16 protein-coding genes and 1 other RNA gene are annotated in these 14,935 nt (G+C 58.5%); 7 read left to right on the top strand and 10 right to left on the bottom strand.

What is annotated here, in order from left to right:
* Positions 1 to 284: 284 nt before the first annotated feature.
* The 4 genes from RYC18_RS24540 to RYC18_RS24525 all read right to left on the bottom strand — a co-directional run bounded on the left by RYC18_RS24540 (position 285) and on the right by RYC18_RS24525 (position 4,348).
* Positions 285 to 1,067, bottom strand: a complete 783-nt coding sequence (locus tag RYC18_RS24540) for a MetQ/NlpA family ABC transporter substrate-binding protein (RefSeq protein WP_005744771.1) — start codon at positions 1,065 to 1,067, stop codon at positions 285 to 287.
* A gap of 170 nt (positions 1,068 to 1,237) precedes the next feature.
* Positions 1,238 to 2,188, bottom strand: a complete 951-nt coding sequence (locus RYC18_RS24535) for a sigma 54-interacting transcriptional regulator (protein ID WP_005744770.1) — start codon at positions 2,186 to 2,188, stop codon at positions 1,238 to 1,240.
* An 80-nt stretch (positions 2,189 to 2,268) separates the two neighbouring features.
* A complete protein-coding gene (locus RYC18_RS24530) occupies positions 2,269 to 2,850 on the bottom strand; it encodes an alpha/beta hydrolase (RefSeq protein ID WP_005734806.1) in 582 nt (193 codons plus the stop codon).
* A gap of 214 nt (positions 2,851 to 3,064) precedes the next feature.
* Positions 3,065 to 4,348 (bottom strand): MFS transporter, encoded by a 1,284-nt coding sequence (locus tag RYC18_RS24525; RefSeq protein WP_005744768.1) that lies wholly within the window; start codon positions 4,346 to 4,348, stop codon positions 3,065 to 3,067.
* Between the two features lie 634 nt (positions 4,349 to 4,982).
* On the opposite strand from RYC18_RS24525, the gene RYC18_RS24520 reads away from it, so the two are divergent.
* Positions 4,983 to 5,975 (top strand): AraC family transcriptional regulator, encoded by a 993-nt coding sequence (locus RYC18_RS24520; RefSeq protein WP_005744766.1) that lies wholly within the window; start codon positions 4,983 to 4,985, stop codon positions 5,973 to 5,975.
* A gap of 165 nt (positions 5,976 to 6,140) precedes the next feature.
* On the opposite strand, the gene RYC18_RS24515 is transcribed toward RYC18_RS24520, so the two are convergent.
* The 4 genes from RYC18_RS24515 to RYC18_RS24500 form a co-directional block, all read right to left on the bottom strand.
* Positions 6,141 to 7,379, bottom strand: a complete 1,239-nt coding sequence (locus RYC18_RS24515; protein ID WP_005744764.1) for a 2-octaprenyl-3-methyl-6-methoxy-1,4-benzoquinol hydroxylase — start codon at positions 7,377 to 7,379, stop codon at positions 6,141 to 6,143.
* Positions 7,380 to 7,430: 51 nt separating this feature from the next.
* Positions 7,431 to 8,618 (bottom strand): 2-octaprenyl-6-methoxyphenyl hydroxylase, encoded by a 1,188-nt coding sequence (gene ubiH / locus RYC18_RS24510; RefSeq protein WP_005744763.1) that lies wholly within the window; start codon positions 8,616 to 8,618, stop codon positions 7,431 to 7,433.
* Positions 8,615 to 9,949, bottom strand: a complete 1,335-nt coding sequence (pepP, locus tag RYC18_RS24505; protein ID WP_005734811.1) for a Xaa-Pro aminopeptidase — start codon at positions 9,947 to 9,949, stop codon at positions 8,615 to 8,617. The genes ubiH and pepP overlap by 4 nt, the downstream gene beginning before the upstream one ends.
* Before the next feature lie 75 nt (positions 9,950 to 10,024).
* On the bottom strand, positions 10,025 to 10,579 hold the full coding sequence (locus RYC18_RS24500; RefSeq protein ID WP_004655142.1) for a YecA family protein: 555 nt from the start codon (positions 10,577 to 10,579) through the stop codon (positions 10,025 to 10,027).
* Between the two features lie 150 nt (positions 10,580 to 10,729).
* Between RYC18_RS24500 and RYC18_RS24495 the strand changes: the two genes are divergently transcribed.
* The 4 genes from RYC18_RS24495 (at position 10,730) to RYC18_RS24480 (ending at position 12,180) form a co-directional block, all read left to right on the top strand.
* Positions 10,730 to 10,939, top strand: coding sequence for a TIGR02449 family protein (locus tag RYC18_RS24495; RefSeq protein ID WP_004655143.1), 210 nt, complete (start codon positions 10,730 to 10,732; stop codon positions 10,937 to 10,939).
* On the top strand, positions 10,936 to 11,265 hold the full coding sequence (locus tag RYC18_RS24490; RefSeq protein ID WP_003317331.1) for a cell division protein ZapA: 330 nt from the start codon (positions 10,936 to 10,938) through the stop codon (positions 11,263 to 11,265). Before RYC18_RS24495 ends, RYC18_RS24490 begins: the two co-directional genes overlap by 4 nt.
* A 30-nt stretch (positions 11,266 to 11,295) precedes the next feature.
* A non-coding RNA gene (ssrS, locus tag RYC18_RS24485) (6S RNA) lies at positions 11,296 to 11,474 on the top strand.
* A 94-nt stretch (positions 11,475 to 11,568) separates the two neighbouring features.
* A complete protein-coding gene (locus RYC18_RS24480) occupies positions 11,569 to 12,180 on the top strand; it encodes a 5-formyltetrahydrofolate cyclo-ligase (protein ID WP_004666527.1) in 612 nt (203 codons plus the stop codon).
* Between the two features lie 45 nt (positions 12,181 to 12,225).
* On the opposite strand, the gene RYC18_RS24475 is transcribed toward RYC18_RS24480, so the two are convergent.
* The gene (locus tag RYC18_RS24475; RefSeq protein WP_004655149.1) at positions 12,226 to 12,378 is read right to left on the bottom strand and encodes a hypothetical protein; all 153 of its coding nucleotides are present in this window, start codon (positions 12,376 to 12,378) and stop codon (positions 12,226 to 12,228) included.
* A 193-nt stretch (positions 12,379 to 12,571) separates the two neighbouring features.
* Between RYC18_RS24475 and RYC18_RS24470 the strand changes: the two genes are divergently transcribed.
* Complete coding sequence (locus RYC18_RS24470; protein WP_005745719.1) at positions 12,572 to 13,021, top strand: EVE domain-containing protein; 450 nt, start codon at positions 12,572 to 12,574, stop codon at positions 13,019 to 13,021.
* Between the two features lie 6 nt (positions 13,022 to 13,027).
* Here the strand turns inward: RYC18_RS24470 and RYC18_RS24465 are convergent, their stop codons facing one another.
* Positions 13,028 to 13,435, bottom strand: coding sequence for a flagellar basal body-associated protein FliL (locus RYC18_RS24465; RefSeq protein ID WP_002551568.1), 408 nt, complete (start codon positions 13,433 to 13,435; stop codon positions 13,028 to 13,030).
* Positions 13,436 to 13,565: 130 nt separating this feature from the next.
* Here RYC18_RS24465 and RYC18_RS24460 point away from each other — a divergent pair, with 130 nt between their 5' ends.
* A complete protein-coding gene (locus RYC18_RS24460; RefSeq protein WP_016982319.1) occupies positions 13,566 to 14,543 on the top strand; it encodes an NADPH:quinone oxidoreductase family protein in 978 nt (325 codons plus the stop codon).
* Positions 14,544 to 14,935 lie beyond the last annotated feature (392 nt).

The following is a 14,935-nucleotide window of genomic DNA, read 5'->3' as shown; positions in this document are numbered from 1 at the left end:
CGCTCCAGCGCAGGAATGCCTTGCGTGACGCTCCGCGTCACAGGTCTGCGCCGCGCCATATGCTCAAAAGAGGACGCAAAGCGTCCAGAACGGCATGCGACGCGGAGCGTCGCACGATAGTGATGTTATCGTTCCTCACGCTCCAGCGCAGGAATGCCTTGCGTGACGCTCTGCGTCACAGGTCTGCGCCGCGCCGCCTGTTCAAGACCGGACGCGGAGCTTCCAGAACGGCATGCGACGCGGAGCGTCGCACGATAGTTGGATTACGCACGACACTCAGTGGGTCAGAACGCAGGCAGTACCGCGCCGTCGTACTTCTTGTTGATGAAGTCTTTGACTTCCTGGCTGGTCAACGCTTTCGACAGCTTTTCGATGGCGTCGGTGTGAGCGTTGTCTTCGCGGGTGACGAGGAAGTTCACGTACGGCGAATCGGCACCTTCGATGATCAGCGCGTCTTTCTTCGGATTGAGCTTGGCTTCCAGCGCGTAGTTGGTGTTGATCAGGGCAAGGTCAACCTGGCTCAACGCACGTGGCAGTACAGCCGATTCGAGTTCGCGGAATTTGAATTTCTTCGGGTTGCTCGCGATGTCTTTCGGCGTGGACAGGGCGTTGGTCGGATCCTTCAGGGTGATCAGGCCACCTTTTTGCAACAGCAGCAGTGCGCGGCCTGCGTTGCTGCCTTCGTTTGGAATGGCGATGGTTGCACCTTCAGGCAGATCAGCCAGTTTCTTGTACTTGCTGGAGTAGCCGCCGAACGGTTCAACGTGTACGCCCACGCCAGTCACCAGATTGGTGCCTTTGCCCTTGTTGAAGCCATCCAGATAAGGCTTGGTTTGAAAATAGTTGGCATCCAGACGCTTTTCGCTCAATTGAACGTTTGGCTGCACGTAGTCAGTGAAGACCTTGATTTCCAGGTCCACGCCTTCTTTGGCCAGGGTCGGCTGGATCAGCTTCAGGATTTCCGCATGCGGCACGGGCGTTGCACCGACCACCAGTTTTTCGCCTGCGTGAGCCAGGCCAATCGAGAACGCAGCCGCCAGAGCGGTCATCAGAAACGTCTTTTTCATGCAATGTCCTTAGCGAAATCCGGGAGCGTCATCAGAAAATGACGCTTTATTACTCAATGGTTTGCCGTCGCGCGATCCAAACCCTGCGACATCATGCTGACATTACCGAGATTTTATATTCCGATAAAAGACTTTTTAATCGAGTACTTATATCTTTTTGTCTCAAGCCTTCACGCAGGGTTCTGCTCAAGCTGCGATGTCACCGTTTCGAGCAATCGCCGCAGCGCGCAAAGCTGCTCGCGATCCCCGCTGCTGACCAACAACCTGGCCTGACGCTCGATCAGCGTCAGCGGCGCGGCAATATCCGGCAGATTGATATCTTCAGCCCGAATTTCGTCGCCACTGCTGACCAGCAAGGCAAAGTGAATGACGTTCTCCAGCTCACGGGTGTTGCCGGGCCAGCTGTGGGCTTCAAGCGTGCGCTGCGCGTCTTCGCTGATCAGTTGCACAGGCAGGCTGAGGCGCTGGCTGTAGATACCGACAAAATATTCGGCCAGCGGCAGGATATTGCCCGGTTGCTCGCGCAACGCCGGCAGGTCAAGACGGCCCTCGCTCAGGTAGTGATAAAGCCGCTCGTGAAATTTTCCTGCAGCCACCGCCTGTGCCAGATCGATACTGGTGGCGGCTACCAGACGCACATCGACCGGGCTCGGCTGGTGCGCGCCCACTCGTGTGACTTCGTGGTTTTCCAGAGCGGCGAGCAGCTTGACCTGAATGGGCAGCGGCAAGTCGCCGATCTCATCCAGATACAAAGTGCCGCCGTTGGCCGAGCCAAACCAGCCGGCCCGACTGCTGACCGAACCGCTGTGCGCTCCGGCGGCATAACCGAACAACTCCGCATCGGCGTAAGTCGGGCTGATGGCACCGCAGTTGACTGAAACGAACAAGCCCGAGCGATCACTGCCGCGATGAATATGCCGCGCCAGTAATTCCTTGCCGGTCCCGGACTCGCCACGGATCAAGACCGGCAGCGAACGAGGCGCCAGCTGTTCCATTTCTTCGCGTAAACGGCGCGAGCGCGGGTCGATGAATACCAGCGCCTTGGCGCGAATGCTCAGCGGGCTTTTTTCTGCATCGGGGAAAGTCAGCAGCGGCTGACCGAAATTTTCGTGAAGGCTCATGACACACTCCCGCCTGAGCCCTTGCGACGGCTCAAGCGTTTAAAAGACAGGACCCGTTGGGTCGATAAACAAGCTGCCGCTCATGCGCGACGACGCGCATGCTGCTCCAGACGGTTTTGCAGCCGGTACAGGTAGGCAAACCCCTGCTCCCAGCGCTGATGACCGGACTTGACGTTGATATGCCCGGCCTGACTCAGAAATCCGACTTCCGCCCCCCAGTGACGGGCCATTTCCATAGCGCGCTGAGAGCTGACCGCAGGGTCGTTGTCAGAACTGACAATCTGTGTCGGAAACGGCAGTAGATCATTAGGGATCGGCGCAAAATTACGCAATGCAGGCGGGCAATTCGGACGCTCGACGTCGGCAGGTGCTACCAGCAACGCACCTTGCACCTGACGCAGGGTCTCCAGCGGTGCGAGTTGTGCCCAATGCGCGACTGTCACGCAACCCAGGCTGTGAGCGATCAGGATCACCGGCGTGCTGTGCGCTGCAATCGTGCGTTGCAACTCGCCCACCCAATCCTCACGGCGTGGTTTGAGCCAGTCGGCCTGTTCCACGCGCGTACTGTTGGGCAGGCTGTTTTGCCAGTGGGTCTGCCAATGATCATCAGGAGACCCTTGCCAGCCTGGCACGATCAGATACCGGATCGACTCGTTATGCATGGATTCGCCTCCTGCATGTATGCGTTCATGAGACGAGTATAGGGATGGAAGTTATATTCGCTAAGGAATAAGAAGCTATTTATTAATTCCTAAAACGAATATCAGCTATCAGGCAAAAAAAGAAGCCGTCCCCTGCCTTCGAGGAACGGCCTCTAATAAAAAATCACTTTCAGAGCAGAGAATATCCGCAGTTCGTTACAGGATTACGACGGCCTCACGTTGCGGGAACAGTTCGAGAACCCGATTCATCAACGCTCAGCGCCACGGCCTCGTCGTTCTGCGGCACTTCGCGGGCGACGGTCCACACCACAATGGCGGCGACGATATCGAAAATCGCCAGTACCACAAACAGTGGGCTGTAGCCGATTTTGGTGACCAGCACACCGAACACCATGGTGAACGCTGCAGCGCCCAGAAAACCGAACATCCCGCCCATGCCAGTCGCCGTGGCCACCTCGTTTTTGCCGAACGAATCCGAGGTGATCGAGTACAGTGCGCCCGACAGTGTCTGGTGCGCGAAACCACCGATGCACAGCAATGCGATAGCGGTGTAAGGGCTTTCGACCAGCCCGATACAGGCCGGGCCGATCATGCATGAGCAGCCGAACAGCATGACCATCTTGCGGGATGTGAACAGCGAAACCTTGCAGTATTTGTGAAACAGCGGGCTCAGATAGCCACCCAGTACACAGCCGATGTCAGCCGCCAGAAACGGCAGCCAGGCGAACATCGCGACTTCCTTGATGTTCATGTGCCGCTCGGTCATCAGGTACAGTGGGATCCATGCGTTGAAGGTTTGCCAGGCCGGCTCGGACAGGATGCGCGCCGAAGCGATAGCGTAGAAATTGCGGTTCTTGAACAGGCGTTTCCAACTGCCTTTCTGGGCAGGTGCATCCTTGAGACGCGATTCCTGGCCGTTGAGAATATAGTCACGCTCGGCATCGCCCAGACGCTTCTGGTCACGCGGGTGCTTGTACAACAGCAGCCATAGCCCGCTCCACACGATACCCAGACCACCGACAATCAGAAACGCCAGCTCCCAGCCACTTTGCAGGATGGCCCAGACCACCAGCGGGGGCGCAAGCAATGCGCCGAACGACGAGCCAATGTTGAACCAGCCGATGGCAACCGAACGCTCCTTGGCCGGAAACCATTCGGTCGTGGCCTTGACGCCTGCCGGCAGGCCCGCTGCTTCGGTCAGCCCGAGCATGCCACGGAAGATGGCCAGGCTCTGCCAGCCGGTTGCGAACGCTGCGGCAGCGCAGGCAGCCGACCAAGCAATGGCAAAAATCGCAAAACCCATTTTGGTGCCGATGGCGTCGATAATGTAGCCCGCCACCGGCTGCATGATGGCGTAGCACAGCTGCCAGGCGACGACGATGTGCGCGTACTGCTCGGTGGAAATGCTCAGTTCGCTCATGAGCGTCGGCGCTGCGACGGACAGCGTGTTGCGTGCAAGGTAGTTGACGACCAGGCCAGCTGTTACCAGCCCCACCATCCACCACCGAATGCCTTTTATTTTCATCTCTTCACCCTGTTTATTTTTAGATTGGCGATGAGCGTCCCGCGGCCATGACCGTGAGGCGGCTGGTTTTATGTAACTTCAGGTTACGGGCGTTCCAGGCAGGGCTATCGAGGTAATTCGCCGACAATCGTGCGAAAAAGTCGAAAAAACGGGGGATATAAACTTTTTATTGCCTGAGAAATCAGACTGGTCATGGACTTGTTACTCTTTGAATTATTTTTGTGGTTGTAATTTTCTGCAAGTCTTAGGTTGTCGTACAACATGGCGCATTTATAGTCATTTGCCGTGCCAGTGTCAAATGACATCATCGCTCGGCTTCCTCAAGAAAAGGGCCCGCGGAGGTTTACTGAAAAGGCTCGGTTTTTTTGTTATACGACAACTGCTTGGTCGAAGCGTATTCATAGGCCGCTTTGACCTATTCAGCGCTGCCCGACGCCCCTGACACGTGACGATTGCCGGCCGATGGCAAGAAACGTGTCTAAAGACTTGTACAACTGTCACAAAAGCTTTCATTCTTGGTCACGGCGTCAGGCAACGGAAATGCCCCGCGAAACCATGTCGGCACAGCCCGACGCTGAATCACCTCATGTCAGGGAGAGGCGTCCACATGCCTGAGCCAAGCAGTCTCGCCAGCTGGACCCCTGCATTGCGCAAGCAGCTCGATGCATTGGGCGTGGATAGCAACGCGTTGTGCCAGAGCGCTGGCATAGACCCGAGTATGCTGGGTGATCCCGGCGCACAGTTTCCCTCAGACATCACCGCCGACCTCTGGCAGCGAGCGGTACAGGCCTGCCTCGATCCAACCCTGGGTTTGCGTGTCTCGCGCTTTGTCAGCCCCACGTCGTTCCACGCGCTGGGCTATACGCTGGTGGCCAGCGGTTCACTGCGTGAGGTTTTCGAACGTATCGTACGTTACCGCTCAATGGCTGAGGACTCTCTGGAGCTGGACTTCAGAACGGTGGGCGAGCGCTATGAATTCCGCTTCGGCACGCCGAAATCGTGTCAGCTACCCGCTCATGAGTTGCTGGATGCATTCGCCGCCATTTATGTGCGCACCTGCCGCAACCGGTTAGGCAGGGGCTACGCGCCGCTGGCGGTGCATCTGCAACGTCCCGCACCTGATAATCCGCAGCCCTGGCAGGATCTGTTCCGCTCGCCGGTGATGTTCGCGGCGCAAGAGAACTTGCTGGAATTTGGCGGTGATCAGTTCGACAGCCATCTGGATGACGGCCCGGTACAGGTAAACAGGCAGGAATCCAAGGGCGATCCGTTACCTTCGCTGATCTGGGAGCAGCGCGTTCGCTCGGCCATCGAAACCCTTCTGCCGGATGGCGAACCCACCGTCAGAACCATCGCCGAAGCCCTGCACCTAAGCACGCGCAGTTTGCAACGTCATCTGGCCGACGAGGGCTGCTGTTACGACCTGCTGCTCAATCAATGCCGCCAGAACCTGGCATTGCTGCACATGAACGATCCGCAAAGCTCGCTGAGCGAAATCGCCTACCTGCTGGGCTTTACCGACACCACCAGCCTGAGCCGCGCCTTTAAACGCTGGACCGGACTGACACCAGGGCAGTATCGCAACGGATTGGTGCGCTGAGTATGAGGAACGATCATCAACTATCGTGCGACGCTCCGCGTCGCATGCCGTTCTGGACGCTCTGCGTCCTCTCTTGATTAAGCGGCGCGGCGCACACGCAAAGCATTCCTACGCTGGAGCATGAGGAACGATCTTCAACTATCGTGCGACGCTCCGCGTCCGACCTTATAGAGTAGTGGCGGGCTCAAGCCGCGCCAGCTCAGGCAAATCTCCCGACAACCCCAACGCTTCGCGCACGAACAGTGCCTTGGCTTCGGGCATCCGGTTGACCATTTTCAAACCGGTATTACGCAACCAGCGCAGTGGCAATTGGTTGGCCTGAAACAGCCGTTCGAAGCCTTCCATTGCGGCCATCAATGCCAGGTTGTGCGGCATGCGACGACGCTCGTAGCGGCCCAGCACGCGCAGGTCAGACCAGCGTTCACCACGCCCGGCAGCGTGGGTCAGGACTTGCGCCAGCACGGCTGCGTCGAGAAAGCCCAGGTTCACGCCCTGCCCGGCCAGCGGGTGAATGGTATGTGCCGCATCGCCAATCAACGCCAACCCCCTGGCAACGTAACGCTTGGCGTGACGCTGACGCAGTGGCACACAAACGCGCTCATCGGCAGACACTACCTGACCCAGACGCCCCTCGAATGCCTGCTCCAGTTCACGACAGAACAGGTCATCTTCCAGCACCATCAGGCGCTCGGCTTCAGCCGGTGTGACTGACCAGACAATAGAGCACCAGTGCTCGCACTCGCGCTCCAGTGGCAGAAAAGCCAAGGGGCCGTCGTCGGTAAAACGCTGCCAGGCAGTTTTCCTGTGGGAATCAGCGGTGCGCACACTGGTGACGATAGCGTGATGCAGGTAATCCCACTCACGGGTCGGCGTTTCGGTCAGGCGGCGCACCGCAGAATTGGCACCATCGGCGGCAACCACCAGCGGTGCGCGCAACTGGCGACCGTCGGCCAGGGTCAGCAGCCAGTCATCTCCGGAGTGGCGCATCTGCTCCAGCCGCGCATTGGCCAGCAAGCCGATGTCGCTTTCATGCAGACGGTCGAGCAACGCATCCTGCACCACGCGGTTCTCGACGATATGGCCCAGCACATCAGCATGCACGCTGGAGGCAGAGAAGTGAATCTGCCCGGTGCCGCTGCCATCCCAGACCTGCATGTGCGCGTACGGGCTGATGCGACGGGCCGCGATGCCTTCCCATACGCCCAGCCGCTGAAGAATTCGCTGACTGGCTGTCGACAAGGCACTGACCCGTGGCTCGAAAGCCGACTGTTGGTCAAAGGGTTTGACGCTCAGCGGCCCACCGTCGACCACCAGAACATCAAGACCGCTGCCCTCCAATGCAAGAGCAAGGGCGCTGCCGACCATTCCGGCTCCGACAATCAGCACATCTGCGCGCGTTTCCATGGTCAAACCGTTCTCGCTTGCGGCCGCAGCCGTGTGTTTAAAGTGTGTGATTCACACATCGGATCGAGTCCCCAGGCCCATGGCCTGGCGGGCAAACCAGCGCTTGGCGGCTGGCAACAGGTCCAGGCCCAGCAACCCGACGTTACGCCCGGTGGCAACCGCCGACCGGGAGCTGCCGAACAGGCGTGTCACCTTGTCGGAGAAACCCACGGTCAATTGCTGATCATGACGCTGACGCTCACGGTAGAGCTGCAGAGTAGACAACTCACCGGGCGGCGCGGCGCTGTCCAGCAGCGTCTCGGCCAGTGCATCGGCGTCACGCAAGGACAGATTGAACCCCTGCCCGGCAACCGGATGCAGGCTGTGCGCCGCATTACCCAGAATCACCAGATGCGAACGCACCTGCTCTTCGGCCTCGATCAGCGCCAGGGGGTAGACATGCCGTGCACCGACCTGACGCAGCGTGCCCAGACGATAGCCAAACACGCCCTGCAGCTCTTCCAGAAAACTGCGGTCGTCCAGCTCGGCCAGGCGCTGGGTATCGTTGCCCGGACGCGTCCAGACCAGCGCACAGCGGTTTTCCGGCAATGGCAGCAGCGCCATCGGCCCGTCCTCGGTAAAACGCTCGAACGCCTGCCCGCAGTGAGCTTCGCTCGGCGTGATATTGGCAATCAGCGCATGCTGGTCGTAGGGCCGTTGCCGCACTCCAATACCCAGCTGCTCGCGCAGGCTGGAGCGACCGCCATCGGCCAGCACGGCCAGATCACAATCCAGCTCGGTTTCGTCACTCAGGCTCAGGCGATAACCATCGGCCAGCGGCTGCATGTGCCTGACCTCGGCCGGCACACGCCAACTGACGACATCACGATCCAGCGCCGCCCACAGTGCCTGACCGAGCCAGGCGTTCTCGACCACGTAGCCGAGCGCCGGAACACCCTCTTCGATCGCAGACAAACGGGTCGCGCCGAAGCGGCCACGGTCCGAGACCTGAATTTGCAGAATCGGCTCGGCGCGGCGGGATATCTGCTGCCAGAGGCCAAGCCGCTCATAGATGCGTCGCGAGCCGAACGACAGCGCCGAAGAGCGCGCATCGTAGCTGGGCTGCCAGGCCTCACCCGGCGCAAAGGGTTCGATGAGCACGATCTTCCAGCCGCGCGCCCTGGCACCGGCCTGCAGTGAAAGCGCGAGACTTGCACCCACCAATCCGCCGCCGACGATGGCGATATTAAAGCGGCTCATGCGACCTGTGCCTTTGCAGCCGCCATCAGCGCCTCGATCTCGGCGACGGTCTTGGGCACGCCACCGGACAGAATTTCACAGCCCTGCCTGGTTACAACCACGTCGTCTTCGATTCGCACACCAATACCTCGCCATTTCTTCGCGACGTCCAGATTGTCGGGGGATATGTAGATCCCGGGTTCAACAGTCAGCGTCATGCCGACCTCCAGTACACGCCACTCGCCGCCGACCTTGTATTCGCCGACGTCGTGCACATCCATGCCCAGCCAATGCCCGGCACGGTGCATGTAAAACATCTTGTAGGCCTCGCTCTCGATCAACTGATCGACGTCGCCTCGCAGCAAACCCAGCTCGACCAGACCTGCGGTAATCACCTGGACCGTCGCTTCGTGCGCCTGGTTCCAGTGCTTGTCGGGGCCGATGGCCTCGAAAGCCGCATACTGAGACTTGAGCACCAGCTCGTAGATCGCTTTTTGCTCGGGAGAAAACTTGCCGCTCACCGGAAACGTCCGGGTGATGTCACTGGCATAGCAGTCGATTTCGCAGCCCGCATCGATCAGCACCAGATCGCCATCCTTGAGAACCGCATCGTTCTGCTGGTAATGCAGGATGCAACCGTTGCGCCCCGAGGCGACGATTGAGCCGTAGGCCGGCATCTTCGAACCGCCCTTGCGAAATTCGTAATCCAGCTCGGCTTCCAGGCTGAACTCGTGCAGTCCTGCGCGACAGGCCTGCATTGCTCGCACATGGGCACGCGCAGAGATGTCCGCCGCGCTGCGCATGACTTTGATTTCCGCCGCCGATTTGTACAGGCGCATGTCGTGCAACAGATGATCCAGCGCGACAAATTCCTTGGGCGGCTGAGCACCAAGGTGCGCCTTGGAGCGGATCACGTTGATCCAGTCCATCAGATGCCGGTCGAATTCAGGGTTGCTGCCCATCGCCGAATAGACCCGGTCACGGCCCTCGATGAGGCCCGGCAGAATTTCGTCGATGTCGTTGATCGGGAATGCATCGTCCGCACCGAAATCGCGGATCGCGCCTTCCTGTCCGGCGCGCAGACCTTCCCACAATTCGCGCTCGGGGTTGCGTTCACGGCAGAACAAAACGTACTCGCCATATTCGCGTCCGGGAATCAGCACCACCACCGCTTCCGGCTCGGGAAAGCCGCTCAGGTACTGAAAGTCACTGTCCTGCCGGTAGACATGCTCGACATCACGATTGCGAATGGCAACCGCCGCAGCAGGCAGGATGGCAATGCTGTCAGGCTCCATCTGAGCCATCAGAGCCTTGCGGCGGCGGGCGTATTCGGACTTCGGGATCTGAATCATGGGCAGCAGGAGTCCTGATGGAGTCTACCGGGCCGCACTGTCGTCAGCGCGGGCCGGTGTCGCAGTGATGGGCAATCAGTGCAGAGAAGGCTTGGGTTGCGGCGCAGCAGGCTCATTGAATTCGGTGAACAGCAACAATGGCGCTACGCGCATGTATTCCATGACTTCCATATAGTCGGTCTCGCCGTCTTCGGACTCGTCCAGTGCGTCCTGAACCTGGGCAATGGCCGCCAGATCCTCAAGAACATCCTTGGCTTCAGTGCCGAGCGTCTTGTCGCCAATGGCCAGACCGAAGCCTGCCAGAAACCCCTGACACCATTGGCCCAGCGCGGCAGCACGCTCGGTCAGCGGCTCATCGTCGCCCGGCAGCAACAGCACGACGGTCATGTCGTCACCGGTGAGTTCGCCCTTGACCATCTCTTGCAAGCCGATAAGCGCCTGGCGGATATTGTCTTGCGGCTCGGTTTCCAGCAGCACCGAAGCATCGGCAAACCAGCCTTCGTTATCGAAACCGGCACCTGCGCAACTGCGCCCCAGCAGCAGGCCATGCAGCTCGGCAGGGGATACCTGGTGACCGCCACTGTTAAGCAGAGTGGCGAACGCTTTGTACGGAGAATTCTGAATGGGCATGGGTAGCTAGTCGCCAAACGGCGCAATGTCTAGAATGAAGGCCTTGTATCCTAGACTATCCGCGCGACAAGATCACCCGGACGGCGGTTCGAGCTTGAGCACAAGCATCGCCTCCCCTGCCATTCATCAGAAAGTATTCAGTGGAAAACAATGGAAGACACCGACCTGCAAGCGCTGATGAAACGTGTGGAGCTGCTCCTGAAGTATGCCGAGCAACTTAAAGGCCAAAATGCAATCCTATTAGCTCAGGAAAAGACCTGGCGCGAGGAACGCGCCCAACTCATTGAAAAAAACGAAATCGCCCGGCAGAAGGTCGAGTCAATGATTTCGCGCCTCAAAGCCCTGGAGCAAGACTCATGAGCAATGGCAACAGCGTTACCGTTCAGATCCTCGACAAGGAATACTCGATCATCTGCCCTCAGGAAGAGCGAACCAACCTGGTCAGTGCCGCCCGTTATCTGGACGGCAAGATGCGTGAAATCCGCAGCAGCGGCAAAGTCATCGGCGCCGATCGCATCGCCGTCATGGCTGCGCTCAACATTACTCACGACCTGCTGCATAAAGAACATTTGCCTGACGTACAGACCAGCGGTTCGACTCGCGAACAGGTCCGCGATCTGCTCGACAAGGTCGATCTGGTGCTGGCCACAGACACGCCCGGCACACCGGATTCAACTCGGGGCTGATTATTGCGAGGCATTTCTGTATACTCGCGCTGCTCCCTGGAGTGCTTGCCAGTCGGTCATGTCCCTGAGCCGATACGCACAACCACGGGGGTTGCACGTTGGGGTTGGTGTGCATGTCCGCTCGACGGAAAGCCTTAAAACCTCCTGCAATCTCCACCTTGAACTTTCGGGTTCAAGGGCTAAACCGACAGCGGTTCGTCGGGGAGTCCACATTCAGTTCGTTGCCAGCCCTGCTGTCTGGCAACGACGATCCTGCTCTGGTTTCAACTCCCTTCCCGGATCAGCCTGCATGACCTTCTGCTCATGATCAGCGCCCAATCGCTCACCCGTCCGCAACTGCGCCGCCAGCTACGCAAGGCACGCAGGGCGCTGACTCGCAGCCAGCAACGCGAAGCCGCCCGCGATGTTTACCGACAATTGGCGCAGCACCCTCTGTTTCGACGTGCCCGGCATGTTTCGCTGTACCTGCCGATGGATGGCGAGATCGACCCGCGGCTGCTGCTGCGTGAAGCACAACGACGCGGCAAGGCCACTTACCTGCCAGTGCTCAATGCATGGCCGCGCACGCGCATGGTTTTTCAGCGCGTGCGTCCAGGCGAGAAATTCATCCCCAATCGCTTCCGCATTCCCGAGCCTCTCATCAACCGTGCGAAACAACGCCATGTGTGGGCACTCGATCTGGTGCTTATGCCATTGGTAGGGTTCGATAACGAAGGCGGTCGCCTGGGCATGGGCGGAGGGTTTTATGACCGAAGCCTGGCGTATCTGGCGCGCAGGAAGGCCTGGCGCAAACCGGTTCTGCTCGGGCTGGCTCACGAATGTCAGAAAGTGGATCGACTGGCGCAGGCCAGTTGGGATGTACCGCTACAAGGCACGGTATCTGATAAAGGCTGGTATCTGACACAGATACTCTGATCGTTCAGCCAACAGGGCAATCAACGATCAGAGCAGAAGCAGGGCTTAATGCCTGCCGGGGACTTTTTGCTGTTGTTGAGTGATCTCGACTGGAGCGTCATCCTTGCTGGTCCACAAGCTTTGCGCATAACCGGTTGTCACGACACCCAAGCCAAACAGAATAACCAGAATCCAGAGTAAATCAGGCTTGCGTTTCATTGACTGCCCTCCTTAGGCAAATCAATACGATGTCAGCATCGGTTTTTGTATAGGCCGTGCAACAGCGTGGAGCTTTAAAGGGCGGCATTTTGCGGTAACGTGAACCAGTACGCAAATAGTGGCGCAAGCCGACTGTCGGTTTGTGATCAAACTGCCGGTAATACCGTGAACTTTTGTCTCTGGAGAGAGAGCAATGGCCTATTGGCTGATGAAGTCCGAGCCTGACGAATTCTCGATCAGCGACCTGCAAAAACGGGGTAACGCTCGCTGGGACGGGGTGCGCAACTATCAGGCACGTAATTTCTTGAGAACCATGGCAGAGGGTGACGAATTCTTTTTCTACCACTCCAGTTGCCCGGAGCCGGGGATCGCCGGCATCGGCAAAATCGCCAAAGCCGCTTATCCGGACCCCACTGCGCTGGACCCCGACAGCCACTATCACGACGCCAAGGCCAGCGCGGATAAAAACCCGTGGAGTGCCATAGACGTCGAGTTTGTGGATATCTTCAAGAGCGTGCTGGGGCTCGGTTATCTGAAGCAACAAAGCCAGCTGGAGCAACTGCCTCTGGTGCAAAAAGGCAGTCGGCTTTCAGTGATGCCCGTCACCGCCGAACAGTGGGCGGCGATCCTGGCACTGCGCTGACAAGCGTTATTGAACGATGAAGTTATTGAACAGCAAGTCTTCGACAATCGGCTTGCCTTCTTCATCGTTCATGACGCGTTGCACCTGCTTGAGCGCTTCCTGACGAATGTTTTCCTTCGCTTCAGCACTGCTCATGGAATCAACCGTCTGCTGAGTGAACAGCGACACCAGTTGATTACGGATCAAGGCGTCATTGCGCTTCACCGCCGCCTCGGCATCGGCACCCGTTACACGCAACGCGATGTCAGCCTTGTAGACGCGCAGCTTGGGGCCGCCATCCAGCGCGTAGTTGCCCACGAACGGTGGCGTCAGCGAGACATAGGCCGCTTTGGGCGGGCCGCCTTCTTCCTTGGCTTCCTCTTGCGCCATGACAGGCAATGACAAGGCCAGCAATACCAGAATCCACGCTTTCACAGTCCACTCCTTAATACGGTTTGCCACGTAGCTTACAGCTTATGTGTGCTTATCAGGCCGGGCCATGCTTGTTGACCCGAGAACCCACTTAACTCACTTTATCGGCCATTACCGAAAAAGGAATAGCCTAATGAAAGCCCTGTTATGCAAAGCCTTCGGTTCGGCCAGTACGCTGGTGCTTGAAGACGTGCCAGGCCCCGAGATCAAAAAGAACGAAATCCTCCTCGACGTACACGCCGCCGGGGTCAACTTTCCCGACACGTTGATCATTGAGGGCAAATACCAGTTCAAGCCACCCTTCCCTTTCTCGCCGGGTGGCGAGGCCGCCGGCGTGATAGCGGCCGTCGGTGAAAAGGTGTCCCATCTCAAACCCGGCGACCGCGTGATGGCCCTCACCGGCTGGGGCAGTTTTGCCGAGCAGGTCGCTGTACCCGGTTACAACGTACTGCCGATACCGACGAGCATGGACTTCACCACCGCTGCGGCGTTCAGCATGACCTACGGCACCTCCATGCACGCGCTCAAACAACGCGCCAACCTGCGAGCCGGCGAAACCCTGCTGGTGCTCGGCGCATCCGGCGGCGTGGGCCTGGCCGCCGTGGAAATTGGTAAAGCTCTCGGCGCACGCGTCATCGCCGCCGCCAGCAGCGCGGAAAAACTTGAAGTCGCCAAAAACGCAGGCGCAGACGAACTGATCAACTACAGCGAAGCCAGCCTCAAGGACGAAGTAAAACGCCTCACCAACGGCAACGGTGCCGACGTCATCTACGACCCGGTCGGCGGCGACCTCTTCGACCAGGCCATCCGCGCCATCGCCTGGAACGGCCGCCTGCTGGTCGTCGGTTTCGCCAGCGGCCGCATCCCGGACCTGCCCGTCAACCTGACCCTGCTCAAAGGCGCATCGGTGGTTGGCGTGTTCTGGGGTTCGTTTGCGCAGCGGCAACCGCAGGACAATGCGGCGAACTTCAAGCAGCTGTTTGCGTGGTTTGAAGAAGGGAAATTGAAGCCGCTGGTGTCGACGGTTTATCCGCTGGAAAAGGCTGGGGAGGCGATTGATTTGTTGGGTGAGCGCAGGGCTGTGGGGAAGGTGGTGGTTTTGGTGAATTAACACGCTTAATACAGTATTAGTCAAAAAATATTTATATATCACAATGACGGAGAAAAAGCAGATTAATTAGTCGCCATACAGCTAATAAGGAGAACTGTATGGCAGACGATCAAGAAAAACATATATATGTAAAATACTGGCCCACTCCAGACTTGGGGTCCGCAGACCGGGCAGCCGCTGAGGCATCTGCTAATAAAGCGAGTGGCGGAGGTAACTCAGGCTGGAGCATTGGAATCGGTGGCGATGGCGGCGGACCCAGCAATACCGGCCTAGGCCTTGGGCGCGGCCGTCGAAGAGGTATCACTAATAAACAGCTGAGACGTCTATACAACAAGAAACAGATGCGCATGCGTTAGCCCAGCGGCAAGCGGCAGAACACGCGGCTCACCTCG

The organism is Pseudomonas syringae group sp. 247E2 (assembly GCF_032587795.1).
GTDB lineage: Bacteria > Pseudomonadota > Gammaproteobacteria > Pseudomonadales > Pseudomonadaceae > Aquipseudomonas > Aquipseudomonas amygdali.
The sequence above is the reverse complement of the archived record's forward strand: the minus strand, read 5'-3'. Positions and strand labels throughout refer to the sequence as shown.

Coding starts and splice junctions, on each gene's coding strand:
- RYC18_RS24540 (WP_005744771.1), bottom strand. CDS start 1,067: ATGAAAAAGACGTTTCTGATGACCGCTCTGGCGGCTGCGTTCTCGATT.
- RYC18_RS24535 (WP_005744770.1), bottom strand. CDS start 2,188: ATGAGCCTTCACGAAAATTTCGGTCAGCCGCTGCTGACTTTCCCCGAT.
- RYC18_RS24530 (WP_005734806.1), bottom strand. CDS start 2,850: ATGCATAACGAGTCGATCCGGTATCTGATCGTGCCAGGCTGGCAAGGG.
- RYC18_RS24525 (WP_005744768.1), bottom strand. CDS start 4,348: ATGGTGGGGCTGGTAACAGCTGGCCTGGTCGTCAACTACCTTGCACGC.
- RYC18_RS24520 (WP_005744766.1), top strand. CDS start 4,983: ATGCCTGAGCCAAGCAGTCTCGCCAGCTGGACCCCTGCATTGCGCAAG.
- RYC18_RS24515 (WP_005744764.1), bottom strand. CDS start 7,379: ATGGAAACGCGCGCAGATGTGCTGATTGTCGGAGCCGGAATGGTCGGC.
- ubiH (WP_005744763.1), bottom strand. CDS start 8,618: ATGAGCCGCTTTAATATCGCCATCGTCGGCGGCGGATTGGTGGGTGCA.
- pepP (WP_005734811.1), bottom strand. CDS start 9,949: ATGATTCAGATCCCGAAGTCCGAATACGCCCGCCGCCGCAAGGCTCTG.
- RYC18_RS24500 (WP_004655142.1), bottom strand. CDS start 10,579: ATGCCCATTCAGAATTCTCCGTACAAAGCGTTCGCCACTCTGCTTAAC.
- RYC18_RS24495 (WP_004655143.1), top strand. CDS start 10,730: ATGGAAGACACCGACCTGCAAGCGCTGATGAAACGTGTGGAGCTGCTC.
- RYC18_RS24490 (WP_003317331.1), top strand. CDS start 10,936: ATGAGCAATGGCAACAGCGTTACCGTTCAGATCCTCGACAAGGAATAC.
- RYC18_RS24480 (WP_004666527.1), top strand. CDS start 11,569: ATGATCAGCGCCCAATCGCTCACCCGTCCGCAACTGCGCCGCCAGCTA.
- RYC18_RS24475 (WP_004655149.1), bottom strand. CDS start 12,378: ATGAAACGCAAGCCTGATTTACTCTGGATTCTGGTTATTCTGTTTGGC.
- RYC18_RS24470 (WP_005745719.1), top strand. CDS start 12,572: ATGGCCTATTGGCTGATGAAGTCCGAGCCTGACGAATTCTCGATCAGC.
- RYC18_RS24460 (WP_016982319.1), top strand. CDS start 13,566: ATGAAAGCCCTGTTATGCAAAGCCTTCGGTTCGGCCAGTACGCTGGTG.